The following is a 16,084-nucleotide window of genomic DNA, read 5'->3' on the forward strand; positions in this document are numbered from 1 at the left end:
GGCCGTCAGCCCTCGGGGCAGTCGGCGCAGCGGCCGAAGACCTCGAGGATGTGCCGGGTGACGGTGAACCCGTGCTGCGCGGCGGTGTCGCGGATCCAGGCCTCATCGGGAGGGCCGATCTCGATGGCTTTGCCGCAGTTCTCGCAGACGAGGTGATGGTGGTGCGCGCCGGGCTGGCAGGCGCGGAACAGCTGCCCGGTGGGCACGGGGATCGTGTCGGCGTGTCCCGACTGGGTCAGGGCGTTCAGCTGTCGGTAGACGGTGGCGAGGCCGATCGGTGTGCCCTCGGCGTTGATGCGGTGGTGAAGGTCTCCTGCGGAGATGAAGCCGCCGGCGTCCTGGAGGGCTTGGTGCACCGCCTCCTTCTGGACGGTGCTGCGACGCTCGTGGATCACGGCGTTCATGGTCGCCTCCTGTCGGTGGGGCTGAGAAGCCCTCTCAATAGTATATTCACATTGCAATCTGTTTATGTGTGTGATGTGATGAAGTCGTGAACGTGGAACCCGGGCTCGCCGATGCGGCGCAGCTGTTCAAAGTCCTCGGCGGCGAGTCGAGGCTCGCGCTGCTGTGGCTGATCGGGCAGGAGCCGCGAACGGTCGGCGCCCTCGCGGAGGCGACGGGACTGTCTCAGCCCCTCGTGTCGCAGCATCTTCGGACGCTGCGCGACGCGGGGCTCGCGGTATCCCGCCGCAGCGGCAAGGAGGTCACTTACCGGCTGGCGGATCTGCACGTCAGTCATGTGATCGCCGACGCCCTCGCCCACGTTCGAGAGCCTGCCGGGGCCGAAGGGGCCTCGGAAGAGCAGTCCAGACATCAAGAAGAGGAGCCAGCATGACCACCACCGACCTCCACGCGGAGCACACCACCGCCGAGCACCAGCACGGCACCGAGTGCGGGCACGACACCGTGCAGCACGGCGATCACGTCGACTACGTGCACGGCACCCACCGGCACGCGCTGCACGGCGACCACTACGACGAGCACGAGTCCGTGGCCGAGCACACGCCTGCGGATCACGCGCACGGGAGTGACTGCGGACACGAGGCCGTCGAGCACGACGGGCACGTCGACTACGTCCACGACGGTCACAAGCACGCGCCCCACGACGGTCACTACGACGAGCACTGAGCCCACGCCTGACGGAGGGGATGCGCGAGGACTCTCGCGCATCCCCTCCGTCGTATCCGCTTCCGGTCGCGCGCTCACAGCTCGTGGATGGCGCGCGCCGCGTCACCGTGCGGGGGTCGCCCCGCTGTGGCCGGTGCGCCGTCACAGCGGTTACTCCGCGCGATCCGCCGTGTTGCGCCAGGCGGGGAACGGGTCCGGAAAGTGCCGCCACGCGTCCGGTCCCGCGGCGAGTTCCGCGTCGTCGAGCACGACCTCGTCCAGCGCGGCGGCGAGCGCGTCGGCGTCGAGGTCGAGGCCGATGAATGCCAGATCCTGGCCGACGGCGAGCAGTTCGTCGTCCTCGCCGAGCTCGTCGTCGCGCCCGAGCGGATCGAAGGAGATCATCTGGCCGACGTGATCCCACTGCGCCGCCACCTGAACCCGCGTGGCGAGTCGGCAGAACCCGGCTGAGCGCACCACGGTGCCGAACTCGCCCGCTTCGATCCGGTCGTCCAGCAAGTGCTGGAGACGCTCTGGATGCAGGGGGCGTACGTTCTCGTAGCGCACGGCGCTGACACGAGGGTCGGTCATGTGCGGGTCGTGGTCGCCATTGAGCAGCGCGACCCACCCCGGGCGCTCCTGGCCCACCGCATAGGGGATGCCGGGCTGCCACGGGCTGGTCGCGTCGGCGTGCAGGCGCAGCCGCGCCCGGGGGCTCAGGTGGCTCACCAGCCCCATCACCGTCGACAGGTCGTCCGTGGGCAGGGTCTCCCAGTTCACGAGCACGATGAGCGAGGCGTACTCGAGCTGCGTCACCGCGAGCAGGGCGTGCGCCGTGTAGCGCCCCATCGAAGGGTGCTGGCCGGGGAGCGCGGCGCGGTGCGCGTAGCTGTCGCGGCGCAGGTCGTCGAGCAGATGTGCGGCGTCGGCGAGGCAGACGATCCCCGCCAGCCTCGTGGGCGCGTGAGGGTCGGCGAGGGCGCCGATCAGCTCGGTCATCACGGTCTCGGTGGGGAACTCCACCACCGCGCCGGTGGAGGAGCCCGACCACGGCGCGAGGGCGAGCGCCTCGTCGATCGGATCGGGCGCGAGGGCGAGGCGGCGGGCGGGCACGAACATCCGGCGGGTCATCGCCGTGAGACGCTTCGCGTAGCGCAGCCGTTCCGGAGCACACGCGCCCACCACCGCCAGCACATCGACCTGCTCCACGTGGACCTCCCGCATCTTCGACATCGCCCGATGCCGGTAAAGTAATGATAACCATTATCAATAGGAGGTGGAACATGAAGGTGCGGGCATCCGTCAAGTCGTTGAAGAACCAGCCCGGTGCGCAGGTCGTGCGTCGCCGCGGCAGGGTCTACGTGATCAACAAGCTCAACCCACGATTCAAGGGTCGCCAGGGTTGACATCTCGACGGGGCACGGCGCCCGGCGCCGCGCCCCGTCGTCGCGTATCGGCGATGGTGTCCGGCCCGCATGCCGTAGCCTATTGAGAATGATTATCAATTGGCGCCGCCGGTGCCTGGAAAGCGACTCATCGTGACATCCTCCCCGCCCGTCCTCGACGCGCTCGTGATCGGTGCCGGTCCCGCCGGCATCGGGACCGCCCTCGCCCTCGCCGCCGTGGAAGATCTGACCTTCGGTGTCCTGGAGCGCGGCCAGATCGGCCAGACCTTCCTCGACTGGCCGGCGCAGCAGACCTTCCTCACGCCGTCCTTCACCGGCAACGGCTTCGGCGCGACTGACCTGAACGCGGTCCATCCCGAGACGTCGCCCGCGTTCAGCCTCGGCACCGATTACCTGACCGGCGGTCAGTACGCGAAGTACCTCCGTAGCGTCGTGAAGCACTTCCGCGTGCCCGTGATGGACGACGCGGAGGTGGAGGCCGTGCAGCAGTGCGGCGACGAGTTCGAGGTCTTCTCCGCGCGTGGTCCCGTGCGCGCCCGATCGCTGGTGTGGGCCGGCGGCGAGTTCTCGCATCCACTGACACCGCGCATCCCGGGTGCCGGCTTGACGACGCACTCCCGCGACGCGGAGGCATGGCGGGAGCACCGGGGCGAGGTCGTCGTGATCGGCGGCTACGAGTCGGGCATCGACATCGCCTGTCATCACGTCGCCGGCGGCGCGACGGTCACGGTCGTCGACGGGGAGCATCCCTGGGACGCGCAGACCGGGTCGGACCCCTCGTTCCGCCTCGCCCCGCGATCCCGGATGCGGCTGAACGCCGCGCTGTCCACCGGGCGCCTGCGTCTGGTCGACGCGCGCGCGGTCGGCGTCAAGCGCGATGGGGACGCCTATGTCGTCCGGCTCGGCGACGGCGAGGCGCTGCGGAGCGAAGAGGCGCCCATCGCGGCGACCGGGTTCGGCTCGGGGCTCGGGCCGGTGGAGCACCTGTTCGACGCGCGGGGTGACGGCTGGCCGGAGCTGGACGAGGACGATCAGTCCACCCTCACGCCGGGGCTGTTCCTGTCCGGCCCGGCGGTGCGGCACGGCGGCCTGAAGTTCTGCTTCGTGTACAAGTTCCGACAGCGCTTCGCCCACATCGCCCGCGTCATCGGCGAGCGAGCGGGGAAGGACACCAGCGCCCTCGAGATGTGGCGGACGGCCGGGATGCTCACGGACGACCTGTCGTGCTGCGGGGTCGAGTGCGCGTGCTGAGCGCCTCGTCGCGGGCAGGGTTCATCACGGCCCTGTTCCTCGTCGCCATCCTGGTCGGAAGCCTGCTCGGCGTCTTCGCCCCGGCCGCGGCGGGCGTGGCGGGCGGGCTCACCGACCCGCTGATCCTGGTGCTCGTCGGGTGCCTGTTCTTCACGCTGCGTTTCGAGCGCGTCTCCGAGCTGCGGCGGGCGCCGCGCACGGTGCTGCTGGCGCTCGGGATGAACTTCCTGCTCGTGCCCGTCCTCGCCGTCGCCCTGACCGCGCTGCTGCCCGAGGAGGCGCTGCGCCTGGGCGTGCTGATCTACTGCCTGGCGCCGTGCACCGACTGGTTCCTGGGTTTCACGCGCCTCGCGGGCGGCGACACCGTCATCGGGGGAGCGCTGATCCCGGTGCAGATGGCGCTGCAGCTGACGCTGTACCCGGTGTGGCTCGCTGTCTTCTCCGGTTATCGCGTCGACGCCATGCTCGACACCGTAAGCCCGACGCTGCTGACCTGGTTCGTCGTGCCCGCCGCGGTCGGGCTGGGGGCGCGCCTGCTGCTGCGCCTGACCGCGCCGACCGCGTGGCGGAACCTTGCCGTTGCGGGGGGCGACAGGCTGGTGCCCTTCGTGATCGCCGCGGTCATCGTGGGGATCTTCGCCGGGAACGTCGAGACGATCCTCGCGGACCTCGCGGCCTTCGGCTGGGTGCTGCTCGTGGTGTTCCTGTTCTTCGTCGCGACGTTCCTCCTCGGGAACGCCATTGCGCGGCTGTGCCGCCTGCGACATGCCGAGCACGCGGTGCTCACGATGACGACCTCGGCGCGCAACGCGCCGCTCATGCTGGCGGTCACCGCGGTCGCGCTGCCGGATCAGCCGCTCGTGCACGCCGCGATCGTCCTCGGCATGCTCATCGAGTTCCCGCACCTCACCGTGCTCACCCACCTGCTGCGCCGCTCGGCGTCGAGGGTGCCGAGCCCGGGCGTTCGTCGGCTCGCCGAGCAGGAATGAGTCGTCATGTTGCACCCGCGCAGTTGACATGGCGAGAAGAAGCGGGCACGATAACCTTAACGTGGATGATAATCAGTATCAATAAAGGCTGAGGTGACGGATGCGAGAGGTGAACGTCCATCGCTCCGCGCACCGCGGCCCCGTCCACGGCAGGCAGCCCTCCACCGGTACGGCCGAGCACCTGCACGGTCGCGGTCATCTCGGCTCCCACGGCCAGCCGCGGTGCGGATGCGGCGAGGACGTCCTCGACGGCGTCTCGCGCTTTGCCTCGGCGGACAGCTTCAGCGCGACGGCCTGGACGCCGTTCCGGCACCAGCACGCCGGCTACGTCCGCGCCCATTTCATCTACTCCGACCGAATGCTCCGCGCCGTCCGCCAGCCAGACGGTCCGTCGCTCCCGCCGCGTGAGCCGGGACCGTCGTCGCGGCTGCCGGGCGGTGTGCTCGCGGCCCACGCGACGCGCGTCTGACGGCGCGTGCGCGTGCCCGCCCTCGGAACCGGTAACGGCTCCGAGGAGCAGCAACAGCATCAGCACGGTCGAGATACACAGGAGAACCCCCAATGACCGCAGCAGTCCAGGCGCCCGGGAGCGCCTTCCGCAGCACCAAGAAGAAGACCGTCGTCGGCTCCGCAATCGCGGGCATCGGCGTCCTCGCCCTCACGCTGGGCGCCCCGCTGGCCGCGCAGGCGGCGCTCTCGGGCGTCATCTCTGCGGGCGACCTCGACGTGATCGAGGTCGAGGCCGCCGAGACGAGCGCGAACGTGTGGGACGTCGAGCTCGTCGGCCACGACCACGAGACGGGCGAGGAGTTCGACCCGGCCGACGTCACCTACCAGGTGACGGCGGTCGACGGGGTCGGCTACATCGGCGAGGGCGAGGCGCTGTCGGCCGGCTTCTCGGCCGACAACGCCGACTTCCTCGCCGCGGTCGACGGCGGGGCGGTGACGTTCACGCTGGAGAGCGCCACGCGCTCGGGCACCCTGTCGGGCACCGGCCAGGTGCTGATCGACGACGGGGTGGCAATCGGGCTGGCCTTCGACGCCGATACGTACGCGCCCGGCAGCCAGAGCTTCGCGCTGGCCGACCACACCCACCCCGACTGGCAGTTCAGCGGCACGGGCACGTACGAGCTCGTGTTCGAGGTCGACGCGGCCCCGGCCTCCGGCGTCACTATCAACGGTCTGCCCGACACCGTCACGGTGATCGTCGACGTGATCTGATCGCCCCCGCGCCCGTGCGGCGGCACAGCCCGGCACAGAGCCGGCCGCCGCACGGGCGTCCCCTCGCTTGCGTTTCCCCTCTTTCTCCTCCCCGACCCCGCAGCCCTAGAGAGCCCGTCTCGTGCGTCTTACCCGCCCCGTCCTGCCCGCCTCGACCGCCGCGCTGGCGATCGCGTCCCTCCTGTTCGCCGTGCTCACGGCGCCGACGCCCGCCGTCGCGGCGACGTCGTCAGAGCCTGAGCCGGCCCCCGCCAGCCGCGAGAAGACCGTCGTCGCGCTCGACGCCGGCGAGGCCGTCGTCGCCGGCGTCACGGGTGAGGGCGCGCTGGCGCTGGCCATCCGCGACGCGGGCGACACCCTCCTCGACCCCGCCGAGACCGTGCTCGCCGTGCCCGGTACCGAACCGGTCGAGGCGAGCGTGGGCGCCGACATCGCCCTCCCCGAGGGGTACACGGCCACGGGGCCGCTCGCGCTCACCCTCACCGACGCCCTCGGCCCCGACGGCACCTCCCTGCAGGTGCGCGACGGCGACGCCACGCTCATCGACACCGCCGGCACGTCGTCCACCGATCTCGCGGTCGAGGCCGGCGAGGCACGGGCGCTGCAGTGGCGGTTCGGAGCCCCGGGACGCCACGCCCTCACCTTCGAGGCGACGCTCACCGTGACCGATGACGCCGGCACCGAGACCACGCTGCGCAGCGACCCCGTGGAATACGACGTCGCCGTCGGCGAGATCGCCGCGACGCCGGCGCAGGCGACGCTCGACGTGCCCGCGCAGGCCGACAGCGGAACCGCCGTGCCCCTCACCGCACACGTCGAGCCGGCGACGGCCGAGGGCACCGTCGAGTTCTCCATCGACGACACCCTCGTCGGCACGGCCACTGTCGCCGACGGCACCGCCGCGGTGGACGCGACGGAGCTGTCCGACGGGACGCACACCGTGACGGCACGGTTCGTGCCCACCTGGTCCACCGACTACGCCGAGGCGACCGCCGAGCCCGCGCAGGTCGCCGTCGGGGCGGCACCGCCCGCCGAACCCGAGGCGGGCGACGCGGAGACCCCCGCCGACCCCTCGGAATCACAGGACGACGGCACGGCCGCGGAAGGCACGGACGAGGAAGGCACGGTCGCGGACGACGGGGCGCCGGAGGACACGGCCGCTCCCGAGGAAGATGCCGCGCCCGACGCAGATGCCGCGCCCGAGGAGACCGCCGCGCCGGAGGAGACCGCGACGCCCGACGCGGAGGCGCCTCCCGCGGCCCGCGTGGCGCCGCGCATGGAGGCGGACGCCGCGCCGCGCGAGACGACCGACGCGGTTGCTGAGGTGTCGGTGGTGTCGTCGGGTGAGGTGCGGTTCGCGGATCGTCTGGCGGAGGGGCGGTTGGAGCTGGGGTTGCGGGATGTGACGGATCCGGAAGCGACGGAGTGGTTGGATCCGTCGGCGACGGTGCTGCATCTGCCGCAGCAGGACTCGGCGTGGGGCGGGCAGGGCAAGCGTGGTGTCGCTCTGCGGAGCTGGCAGGCGATCTCGGACGGGTCCCAGCCGTTGTGGACGACCACGACGAGCGATGCGCTGGCGTATCCGGGCAATGAGCTGATCGTCGATGTCGACGCGGGGTTGATCCCGTCGGACGCGGTGGCCGCGCAGCCGCGGTTCAGCTTCGGCGGGCTGGAGACGGACGCAGACGGGTATGCCGTGCTGTTCCAGGGGGACTTGTCGCCGAAGCGGTTCTGGGACAGCCGTGACGGGCTCGCCGATCCGGTCGTGGCCGCGACGTCGGAGGACGGCGAGGGGGTCAGCTCGACCGCGTCGGGGATGAGCCAGCTGACGTTCACGGCGGAGGGCGTGTATCACCTCACGGTCACGACCTCGGCGGCCGCGGCGGACGGGGCGGCGTTGACCGACACGGCGGTGTACACGATCGTCGTCGGCGACGACGTCGACCCCGCCACCGTCACCCCCGCCCCCCAACCCGACGACGGGTCGGGCGGCGGCGGCGACGACCTCGTCCGCGACGACGGGGTGACGATCTTCGACGCCGGCGACGTCCGCATCGCCCCCGTCGCCGCCGACGACGGCCTCAGCCTGCGCGTCGCCGACCACACCGGGCTCGAGACGGAGCTGCTCGACGCGCATCAGACGGTGTTCTACCTGCCGAACCAGGACGACGCCTGGCCGGGCGAGGCGTTCGACTCGGCGAACCAGCAGGCGATCTGGAACCAGGTGGTCCCACGCGGGGTGCGGCCATGGCGGACCTCCGGGTACCTCGGGCAGTCGTCGGCCTACTACGAGAACGACCTGCAGCTCAGCCTGGACGGCAGCCTCGCCGTGGCCGGCACAGAGTTCAGCAGGCTGTCCCTCCAGTCCGCCGAGGGTCCCGGAGACTTCACCAGCTACAAGGTCCTCGCCAACAACACCCCGCCGAACGATGCGCTCATCTGGGATTCCCGCACGTCCACAAGAGGGACGACCGTGGGTCTGACCTCTGTAGGTGGCTATCAGAAGGCCTCGGGGTGGGCGTTCACTGAGGCGGGCGTGTACTGCGTGACGCTGCGGGCGGCCCTCGGCGACGAGCTGGCCGCGGCCACGTTCACGGTCGTCGCGGGAACGGACGTCGACCCGCGACAGGTCGACGTCTGCGCGCAGCAGGAGGCGGCGCTGCCCGACGACCACGACGACGGCGACGGCGACGGTGAGCTGGACCCGACCGTCACGTACCTGGACATCGGCCACACCGATCTTGCGGTCGACGTCGTGGACGGCGAGGCCGCGATCGGGGTCGATTACCAGGAGTTCTACGACCTCGACGACACGATCTGGGTGGGACAGCGGTCGACCAACGAGTTCGTCGTGCCGACCGTGACCGCCAACCGCGACTACACGTTCATCGGCGAGCCGGGAACGCCGTACTGGGGCTTCGTAGAGTCTCCCACTTCAGGGGTATCCCTCTGGCCCGGTCTGTCGCTCCAGGGCATCCAGAAGGGGGACATCCTCGACATCAGCCGCGGATCGGTCGAGCTGCTCGGGGTGTCCGGGCCGGGCGAAGTGGTGATCTTCGGCGACCAGGCGGCGGCCACGGGCTCCGGCAACAACACGGGGGGCCATCAGGCGAGCTACATCTACTGGAGCAGCACGCAGGGCTACCCGCAGTCACGCTCGTTCGAGCGGGGCAACCACTCGCACATGAACTGGGCGTTCACGCAGCCCGGCGTGTACTGCCTGAACTGGCAGGCCACGCTGCGCCTGCCGGACGGCCGCGACAGCACGGCCGCCGAGCAGCTGACCGTCGTCGTCGGCGACGAGGTGGACCTCTCGCAGGTGCAGCCGTGCGGCCGCGACGAGGAAACTCCCGCGCCCGTCGGCACGGTCCAGATGCCCGCGACGCTGGAGGACGCCCCGGCGGTGCTCGACAGCGGTCAGGCGCTCATCAGCCCCTATCTGGACGACAGCGGCGAGCTGCAGGTGTTCGCGCGCGTGCAGGACTCTCCCGTCTCGCCGCTCGTGGACCGCGACGTCGAGTCGGTGATCTTCTCGGGCGCCCGGTCGCTGAGCGGGGGCGGGAGCTTCGGAGATCTCGCCGGCGCAGGATGGTGGATCGGCCATGACTCGTACGGGCCGGCGCCCGACATCTCGTGGGACACCACCTGGTTCGAGCCGGGCGAGATCGACGGATCCCCCACGCTCTCCCTCGGGGAGGTCACCGGCCCCGGTGACGTGACGGTGAGCCGTGAGGAATGGTTCGGCACGAACTACATTCCCGACGAAGACGCGGTCGCGTTCCGCACGACCGCGGGCGGCCCGACGGAGACGTCGCTCTGGGACGGCTGGCGCGAGCGGCACATCATCCACTCGTTCACCGACCCCGGCGTGTACTGCGTGCCCCTGACCTGGGAGGTGACGCTGGCAGACGGCGGCACCTCCACCGTGTCGAAGACGCTGACTTTCGTCGCCGGCAGCGCCAACCCCTCGTCGGCCGACTACGTCGACCGCTCCGAGGTCACGCCCTGCGCCGACGGCGGCGAGGCGACCGAGCCCGAGCCCGGCGGAGAGGAGCCCGGCGAGGAGGAGCCCGGGGGCGAGGACCCGAACGAGGACGTGCCGGACTCGGACGCGACCGTGCTCGACGTCGGGCACGTCGACGTGGCCAGCACGGTGAAGGGGGGCAAGCTCCGCACCACCATCAAGGACGACACCAGCGGCGACGGCGTCGTGTACCGCGAGCCGGAGGACGTGGTGTTCCACGTCACGGATCTGGCGGAGTCGACCGTGCCGGCGTCGGACGACGGCGAGTTCGGCTTCCTCGGCCGGGCGGGCGATCCGTTCTGGCTGCTGCCCGCCACCCAGAACTCGCTGCTGCTGTGGCCGGGGTGGTCGACCGAGCTGATCGAGCGCGGCGTGGTGCCGGACGGCGTCGACTGGACCCTCACCGACATGGAGGGCCCGGGCGAGTTCGCGCTGTACGAGTCGGGCGACTTCGGCACGCCCGTCGTGCGCTGGAACACCCGTGACGGCATCACCTCGCGCGACTCGTTCACCATCGACGAGGCCTCGCACGTGCACGGCAACTGGGCGTTCTCGGCCGAGGGCACGTACTGCCTCGCCTTCGATCGGTCGGCCAGTGTCAACGGCGGCAAGCGCCAGACCATCTCGAACGTTCTCGCCATCGCCGTCGGCGACGTGAACCCGCAGAAGGTCGACCCCGCGAAGTGCTTCGCCGACCCGGGCGATGAGCCGGACGACCCGGACACCACGCCGACCGACCCCGGCGACCTGGACGACGGCAACACCGGCGGCGTGCAGGTGCTCGGCGGCGAGAACGGCTTCTACGCCGGCCAGCTGGTCACCGTGCAGGTGGGCAAGGACCGCGCCGGCCAGTGGGTGTCGGTGTGGCTCGACGACGTCAACTGGCTGGGCTGGGCGCGCGTGGGCTCGTCCGGTGCGATCCAGGTGCGCCTGCCTGCCACGGCGGCCGTCGGCTCCCACACCCTCGTGGTCGAGGACTCCGACGGCAAGCTGATCGGGTGGGACGCGCTGACCATCATCGCCGCTCCCAGCGGGGGAGGCAGTGGGAGCGGGGGCGGAGGAGGAGGTGCCGGCTCCGGGGGCGGCGACGATGCTCCGGTCGACCCGGAAGCCGTCTGGGACGTCGCGAACGGCACCCGCAACGAGGCCGGCGCGACCGTGCTGAACAACGGGCATGTCGACATCGCCTCGCTACTGGAGGGCAGCGCGCTGCAGACGAAGGTGAAGGACACCACCGCGTCGTCGAAGCCGGCGTGGCGGGACCCCGCAGAGACGATCCTGCAGCTGCTGCCCAGCGCCCGGACGACGGTGCCGAAGGGTGACCAGTGGTCGTTCCTCGGCTCCGCGGGAACGTCCTTCTATCAGGTCTCGCAGCGCCAGCAGACGGGCCTGCTGTGGCCCGGATGGTCGACCGAGACCATCGCCAGGACGGCGACCAAGGCCGGCGTCGACTGGACGCTGACCGAGATCTCCGGCCCCGGCGAGTTCTCCCTCTACCAGACCGACGCCTTCGGGCGCCCGCAGGTGCTGTTCAACACCCGCGACGGCGTCACCGGAGCCGACTCGTTCGAGATCCCCAAGCTCACGCACGCCCACGGGTCCTGGGCGTTCAGCGCACAGGGCAACTACTGCCTGGGCTTCGAGCGCAAGACCACCCTGGCCTCCGGAAAGACCGTGTCCGACGAGTTCGTGCTCGCCGTCGCCGTAGGCAAGGCCGACGTGATGCGCGTCGACCCCGACCAGTGCTTCCAGGCGCCGGCCGGCCAGCCCGATCGCAAGGACACCACGCCGATCGCCGCCGAGGACCTGCCCGACGACGGCGGCGGCAGCGTGCGCATCCTGAACGGACAGGACGGGTTCCTGGCGGGGCAGCTGATCAGCGTGCAGCTGGACGCCGACCACGCCGACGCGTGGGTCTCACCCTGGCTGTACTCCGACCCGACGTGGCTCGGATGGGCCCACGCCGACGAGGACGCCATCTTCCAGGTGCGCATCCCCGCCGACGCGACGCCCGGCACCCACCGGCTGGTCGTCGAGGACGACCAGGGCGAGCTGATCGGCTGGGCGAGCCTGCGCATCCTCGCCGCCACCGGCGGCGGAAGCGGCGCGGGCGACGGAGACGACGTCGCAGCGGAGGAGCCGATCCCGGACGCGGTCTGGGAGGTTCCCAACGGCACCGTCAACAACAAGGGCGCCACGGTGCTCAACGACGGGCACGTCGACATCGCCTCCCTGCTGGAGGGCAGGCGGCTGGACACGAAGGTGAAGGACACCACCGAGTCGGGGGACCCGACCTGGCGCGATCCGGAGAAGACGGTGCTGCAGTTGCTGCCCAGCTCACGCACCACGGTGCCGCAGGGTTCCGCGTATCGGTTCCTTGGCCAGTCGGGCACGCCGTTCTACCAGGTGACGCAGCTGCAGCAGCCGGGTCTGCTGTGGCCGGGCTGGTCGACGGAGGAGATCCCGTTGTCGGCGACGACCGGCGGCGTGGCGTGGACGTTGAACGACGTGTCGGGGCCGGGGGAGTTCGCCCTGTACGAGTCCGACTCGTTCGGTCAGCCGCAGGTGCTGTTCAACACCCGTGACGGCATCACCGGCGCCGACCGGTTCACGATCCCGAAGAACACGCACGCGCACGGGTCGTGGGCGTTCTCCGCGCAGGGCAACTACTGCCTGTCGATGCAGCGGGTCGCTCAGCTGCCGTCGGGGCAGACGGTGTCCGACCAGTTCGTGCTGGCCGTGGCCGTCGGCACGGCGGACGTCATGGAGATCGATCCCGCCCACTGCGGAGAGCTCGTCGACACCGAGCCCGTCGAGGTGACGCCGCCGCAGGCGAGCGACGACGCCGAGGCGGCCCCCGCCTCGCAGCAGGTCGCGGCGACGCAGTGCGTGGCGGGCGCGACGATCCTGTCGGCCGGGCACATCGACTACTCGTCCCGCATCGTGGGCGGCAAGCTCGAGTCGCTGATCGGCGACGACACGTCGGGAACCAAGGTCTACCGGGAGCCCGACGGCACGATCCTCTGGCTCAAGCCGTCCAGCCGTGTGACGCTCCCGGCCGGGTTCGGGCAGATCGGTGCGGCCGGATCGGCGGTGTGGCAGGTGCCGCAGACGCAGAACCTCGACCTGATCTGGCTGGGCTGGTCGACCGAGGCGCTCAACGCGGGCAACACCCGCGGCCCGGTGTCGTGGACGATCAACAGCGTCGATGGGCCGGGATCGATGAAGGTGTACCTGACGGGCGCGTTCGGCGGGGTGCAGCAGGTGGTGTTCGACGGCACGGGGAGCTACAGCGTTCCGCTGGGCGTGCACGCTCACGCCAACTGGGCGTTCAGCGCCGAGGGTGTGTACCGGGTCAACACGACCCAGACGGTGACGCTCGCGAACGGGCAGACCTCGTCGGACACCGAGACGCTCACGATCGTCGTCGGCGATGTCGATCCCGCCTCGGCGGCGCAGGAGACAGGCGACGGCTGCGGCGCCATCTCGAACGCGATGCTGCTCTCCGACGACACAGACGCCACGCTGCAGGCCGCCGATCAGGCCGCAGCCGAGGCAGCCGAGGCAGCCCGCGACCGCCTGCCCGGACAGGACGCCGCGGACACACGCGACGGGTTCACCGATCCGTTCACCGCGCTCGCGCAGGGCGATCCGGTGCCGCTGCTGCTGTCCGTCCTGGGCCTGCTGCTGCTGATCGGGGCGGCCGGTACCGGTGTGCTGTGGTGGCGGCGGAGGGGCGGCGTCACGGCGTGAGCGACACCTACGAAGGCATGGGAGAGCTCCATGACCTGTTCATGATCGACGTCTGGGACGCGCTGCGGCCCGCGCTCGTCGAAACCTTCGCCCACCTCGGCACAGACACGACGATCCTGGACATCGGCGCGGGCACAGGCCTCGGCACCAGGGCGCTCGCGCAGTCCACGGCAGCGCACGTCGTCGCGGTCGAGCCGTCTCCGATCATGCGGGCGGTGCTGCTTGCTCGCGTCGTGGACGACCCGGCTCTGGTGGAGCGTGTGAGCGTCTTCGCCGGGGCCGTCCCCGACATCCTCGACGACGTCACCGGCCCCGTCTCCGGGTTCGTCTGCGCGCATATGCTCGGGCACCTCACGCCCGGACAGCGCGAGGCGACCTTCGCTCGGCTCCGGGGCATGCTCTCGCCCGGCGGTGTCGGGCTCATCACCCTGCCACGGCCGGGGGCGCCGACTGGTGAGGAAACGGTGGAGGAGGCCACCCGAATCGGCGGGCACCGCTACCTCGCGCGCCACCGGAGCCGGCCCGGCGGGGCCGGATCGACGAGTGAGTACCTCGTGCTGGACGGCGATCGAGTGCTGCGCCGACACGCCTTCGTCGCGAGCTGGCAGGCGCCCACCCTCGATCAGCTGCGTTCCGAGCTCGACCGCGCGGGGCTGCGGCTCGCCGGCGGCAGCGACGACGTCGTCGGTCTCGTGCGGCATGTAGGAGCCGTCGCATGACGCGCCGTGCGCTGACGGCGGTCGGCGCGCTCGCCGCCATCACACTCGCCCTGTCGGGCTGCGCGGTCAAGCCGCTGCTCGCCGCGGACGACGACCGGCTTCAGGTCGTGACCACCACCGGCCTGCTGCGCGACCTGGTGCAGCAGGTCGGCGGCGACCGTGTCGACGCCGTGTCGCTCGTCCCCGACGGCGGCGACCCGCATACCTACGAGCCCACCCTGAGGGACGCGCGCAACGTCGTCTACGCCGATGTCGCCTTCTCGAACTACGCGCTCCTGGAGGAGCACAACGTCATCAAGACGCTGGACGCCAACCTCCAACCCGAAGCGGTGAGCGTCTCGCTGGCCGAGGAGGCGGTGAAGTACGCCGCAGAGATCATCCCGCTGGTGGAGAACGTCAACCTCGACACCGTCTGGCTCGGGCTGCGCGCCCACGGCGACGGTAGCGAGCGCTACGGCGCCACCCGCACCTCCGAGGTGCTGCTGTCCGCGACCGACGTCACCGGCCCGGGCGACGTGTTCGCCTACCTGACGGGCACCTTCGGCGACACGGACGTCTACTTCGACTCGTCCGACGGCTTCGACGCGAGTAACGGCTACCGCGACGACACGATGTCGCTCCCCGCGGACGCGCACACGCACCTGTCGTGGGCGTTCACCGAGCCCGGCGTCTACACGATCACCCTGCAGGCGCAGGTGCAGGTCGACGACACGTCGCGCCCCCAGCAGCTGGGGGAGTCGACGTTCACCTTCGCCGTCGGCGTGAACCCTGCCGAGGCCGGCGTCGCGGACGCCGTGGTGCTGAACCAGGGCCACGCCGACCTGACGGCGAACCTGGAGGACGGGGCGTTGGAGGTGCGCTACGACCCGGAGGGCGGCGGCGAGCACACCCAGCTGGATTACACCCCCGCGGAGGTCGTGATCGACGTGCCGGCCAAGGCGCTCGACGAGATCCCCGCCGGCTCCCCGTTCACCTTCCTCGGCAAGGCGGGAACGCAGATCTACCAGCTGCCGCAGGCGGTCCTGGGAAAGCACGTGCACGGCGAGATCGATCCCCATCTGTGGCAGAACGTCCGCAACGGCATGGCGTACGTCAACCTCATCCGCGACACGCTCATCGGCGCCGACCCGTCCGGTGCCCGGGAGTACGCTGCCAACGCGTCCGCCTACCTCGCCGAGCTGGAGGATACCGACGACTACGTGCGCGAGACCCTCTCGGAGATCCCTGAGGCGAACAGGTACCTCGTGACCACGCACGACGCGTTCGGCTACCTCGCCCACGCCTACGACGTCCACATCGCCGGATTCGTCACTCCGAGCCCCGCCGCCGAGCCGTCCCTGGCCGACCGCCGCAAGCTCACCGAGACGATCCGCACCCTCGGCGTGCCGGCGGTGTTCCTCGAGCCGAACCTCGCGGCGCGCTCCTCGACGCTGACCGAGGTCGCCGCCGAGCAGGGCGTCGCCGTGTGCCCGATCTACGGCGACACCTTCGACGACACCGTCACCAGCTACGTCCAGATGATGCGGTTCAACGCCGACACGCTCCGCGATTGCCTCACCGAGTGACCCCGCGTCGCCCGAGCCCCAGAAGAGAACGACAAGAGATGACCCGACC

General features: G+C 70.9%; 12 protein-coding genes. 10 read left to right on the forward strand and 2 right to left on the reverse strand.

Going from position 1 to position 16,084, the window contains the following annotated elements; all coding sequences use genetic code 11:
• Positions 1-5 precede the first annotated feature (5 nt).
• Positions 6-404 carry a Fur family transcriptional regulator gene (locus K5S26_RS03755; protein WP_221856163.1) on the reverse strand — a complete coding sequence of 133 codons (399 nt, stop codon included), beginning with the start codon at positions 402-404 and terminating at the stop codon, positions 6-8.
• Positions 405-490: 86 nt separating this feature from the next.
• On the opposite strand from K5S26_RS03755, the gene K5S26_RS03760 reads away from it, so the two are divergent.
• Entirely contained in the window at positions 491-835 is a 345-nt protein-coding gene (locus tag K5S26_RS03760; RefSeq protein ID WP_221856165.1) for an ArsR/SmtB family transcription factor, read from the forward strand.
• Positions 832-1,128 (forward strand): hypothetical protein, encoded by a 297-nt coding sequence (locus tag K5S26_RS03765; protein WP_221856168.1) that lies wholly within the window; start codon positions 832-834, stop codon positions 1,126-1,128. The genes K5S26_RS03760 and K5S26_RS03765 overlap by 4 nt, the downstream gene beginning before the upstream one ends.
• A 150-nt stretch (positions 1,129-1,278) precedes the next feature.
• Here the strand turns inward: K5S26_RS03765 and K5S26_RS03770 are convergent, their stop codons facing one another.
• Complete coding sequence (locus tag K5S26_RS03770; RefSeq protein ID WP_246603575.1) at positions 1,279-2,340, reverse strand: GTP-binding protein; 1,062 nt, start codon at positions 2,338-2,340, stop codon at positions 1,279-1,281.
• A 50-nt stretch (positions 2,341-2,390) separates the two neighbouring features.
• On the opposite strand from K5S26_RS03770, the gene ykgO reads away from it, so the two are divergent.
• From ykgO to K5S26_RS03810, 8 genes are all read left to right on the forward strand, one after another.
• Positions 2,391-2,513: a type B 50S ribosomal protein L36 gene (ykgO, locus tag K5S26_RS03775; protein ID WP_221856170.1), complete on the forward strand. Its 123-nt coding sequence runs from the start codon at positions 2,391-2,393 to the stop codon at positions 2,511-2,513.
• Positions 2,514-2,645: 132 nt separating this feature from the next.
• On the forward strand, positions 2,646-3,764 hold the full coding sequence (locus K5S26_RS03780) for an NAD(P)/FAD-dependent oxidoreductase (RefSeq protein WP_308122746.1): 1,119 nt from the start codon (positions 2,646-2,648) through the stop codon (positions 3,762-3,764).
• Positions 3,737-4,753, forward strand: a complete 1,017-nt coding sequence (locus K5S26_RS03785; RefSeq protein ID WP_221856171.1) for an arsenic resistance protein — start codon at positions 3,737-3,739, stop codon at positions 4,751-4,753. Before K5S26_RS03780 ends, K5S26_RS03785 begins: the two co-directional genes overlap by 28 nt.
• Positions 4,754-4,853: 100 nt before the next feature.
• Entirely contained in the window at positions 4,854-5,222 is a 369-nt protein-coding gene (locus tag K5S26_RS03790) for a hypothetical protein (protein WP_221856173.1), read from the forward strand.
• A gap of 92 nt (positions 5,223-5,314) precedes the next feature.
• A complete protein-coding gene (locus K5S26_RS03795; protein ID WP_221856175.1) occupies positions 5,315-5,974 on the forward strand; it encodes a hypothetical protein in 660 nt (219 codons plus the stop codon).
• A gap of 121 nt (positions 5,975-6,095) precedes the next feature.
• A complete protein-coding gene (locus tag K5S26_RS03800) occupies positions 6,096-13,751 on the forward strand; it encodes a TIGR03773 family transporter-associated surface protein (protein WP_221856177.1) in 7,656 nt (2,551 codons plus the stop codon).
• The gene (locus K5S26_RS03805; protein WP_221856179.1) at positions 13,748-14,470 is read left to right on the forward strand and encodes a class I SAM-dependent methyltransferase; all 723 of its coding nucleotides are present in this window, start codon (positions 13,748-13,750) and stop codon (positions 14,468-14,470) included. The genes K5S26_RS03800 and K5S26_RS03805 overlap by 4 nt, the downstream gene beginning before the upstream one ends.
• The gene (locus tag K5S26_RS03810) at positions 14,467-16,035 is read left to right on the forward strand and encodes an anchored repeat ABC transporter, substrate-binding protein (protein WP_221856181.1); all 1,569 of its coding nucleotides are present in this window, start codon (positions 14,467-14,469) and stop codon (positions 16,033-16,035) included. The genes K5S26_RS03805 and K5S26_RS03810 overlap by 4 nt, the downstream gene beginning before the upstream one ends.
• Positions 16,036-16,084: the final 49 nt, after the last annotated feature.

Origin of the sequence: Microbacterium marinilacus (assembly GCF_019753765.1) — a bacterium.
GTDB lineage: Bacteria > Actinomycetota > Actinomycetes > Actinomycetales > Microbacteriaceae > Microbacterium > Microbacterium marinilacus.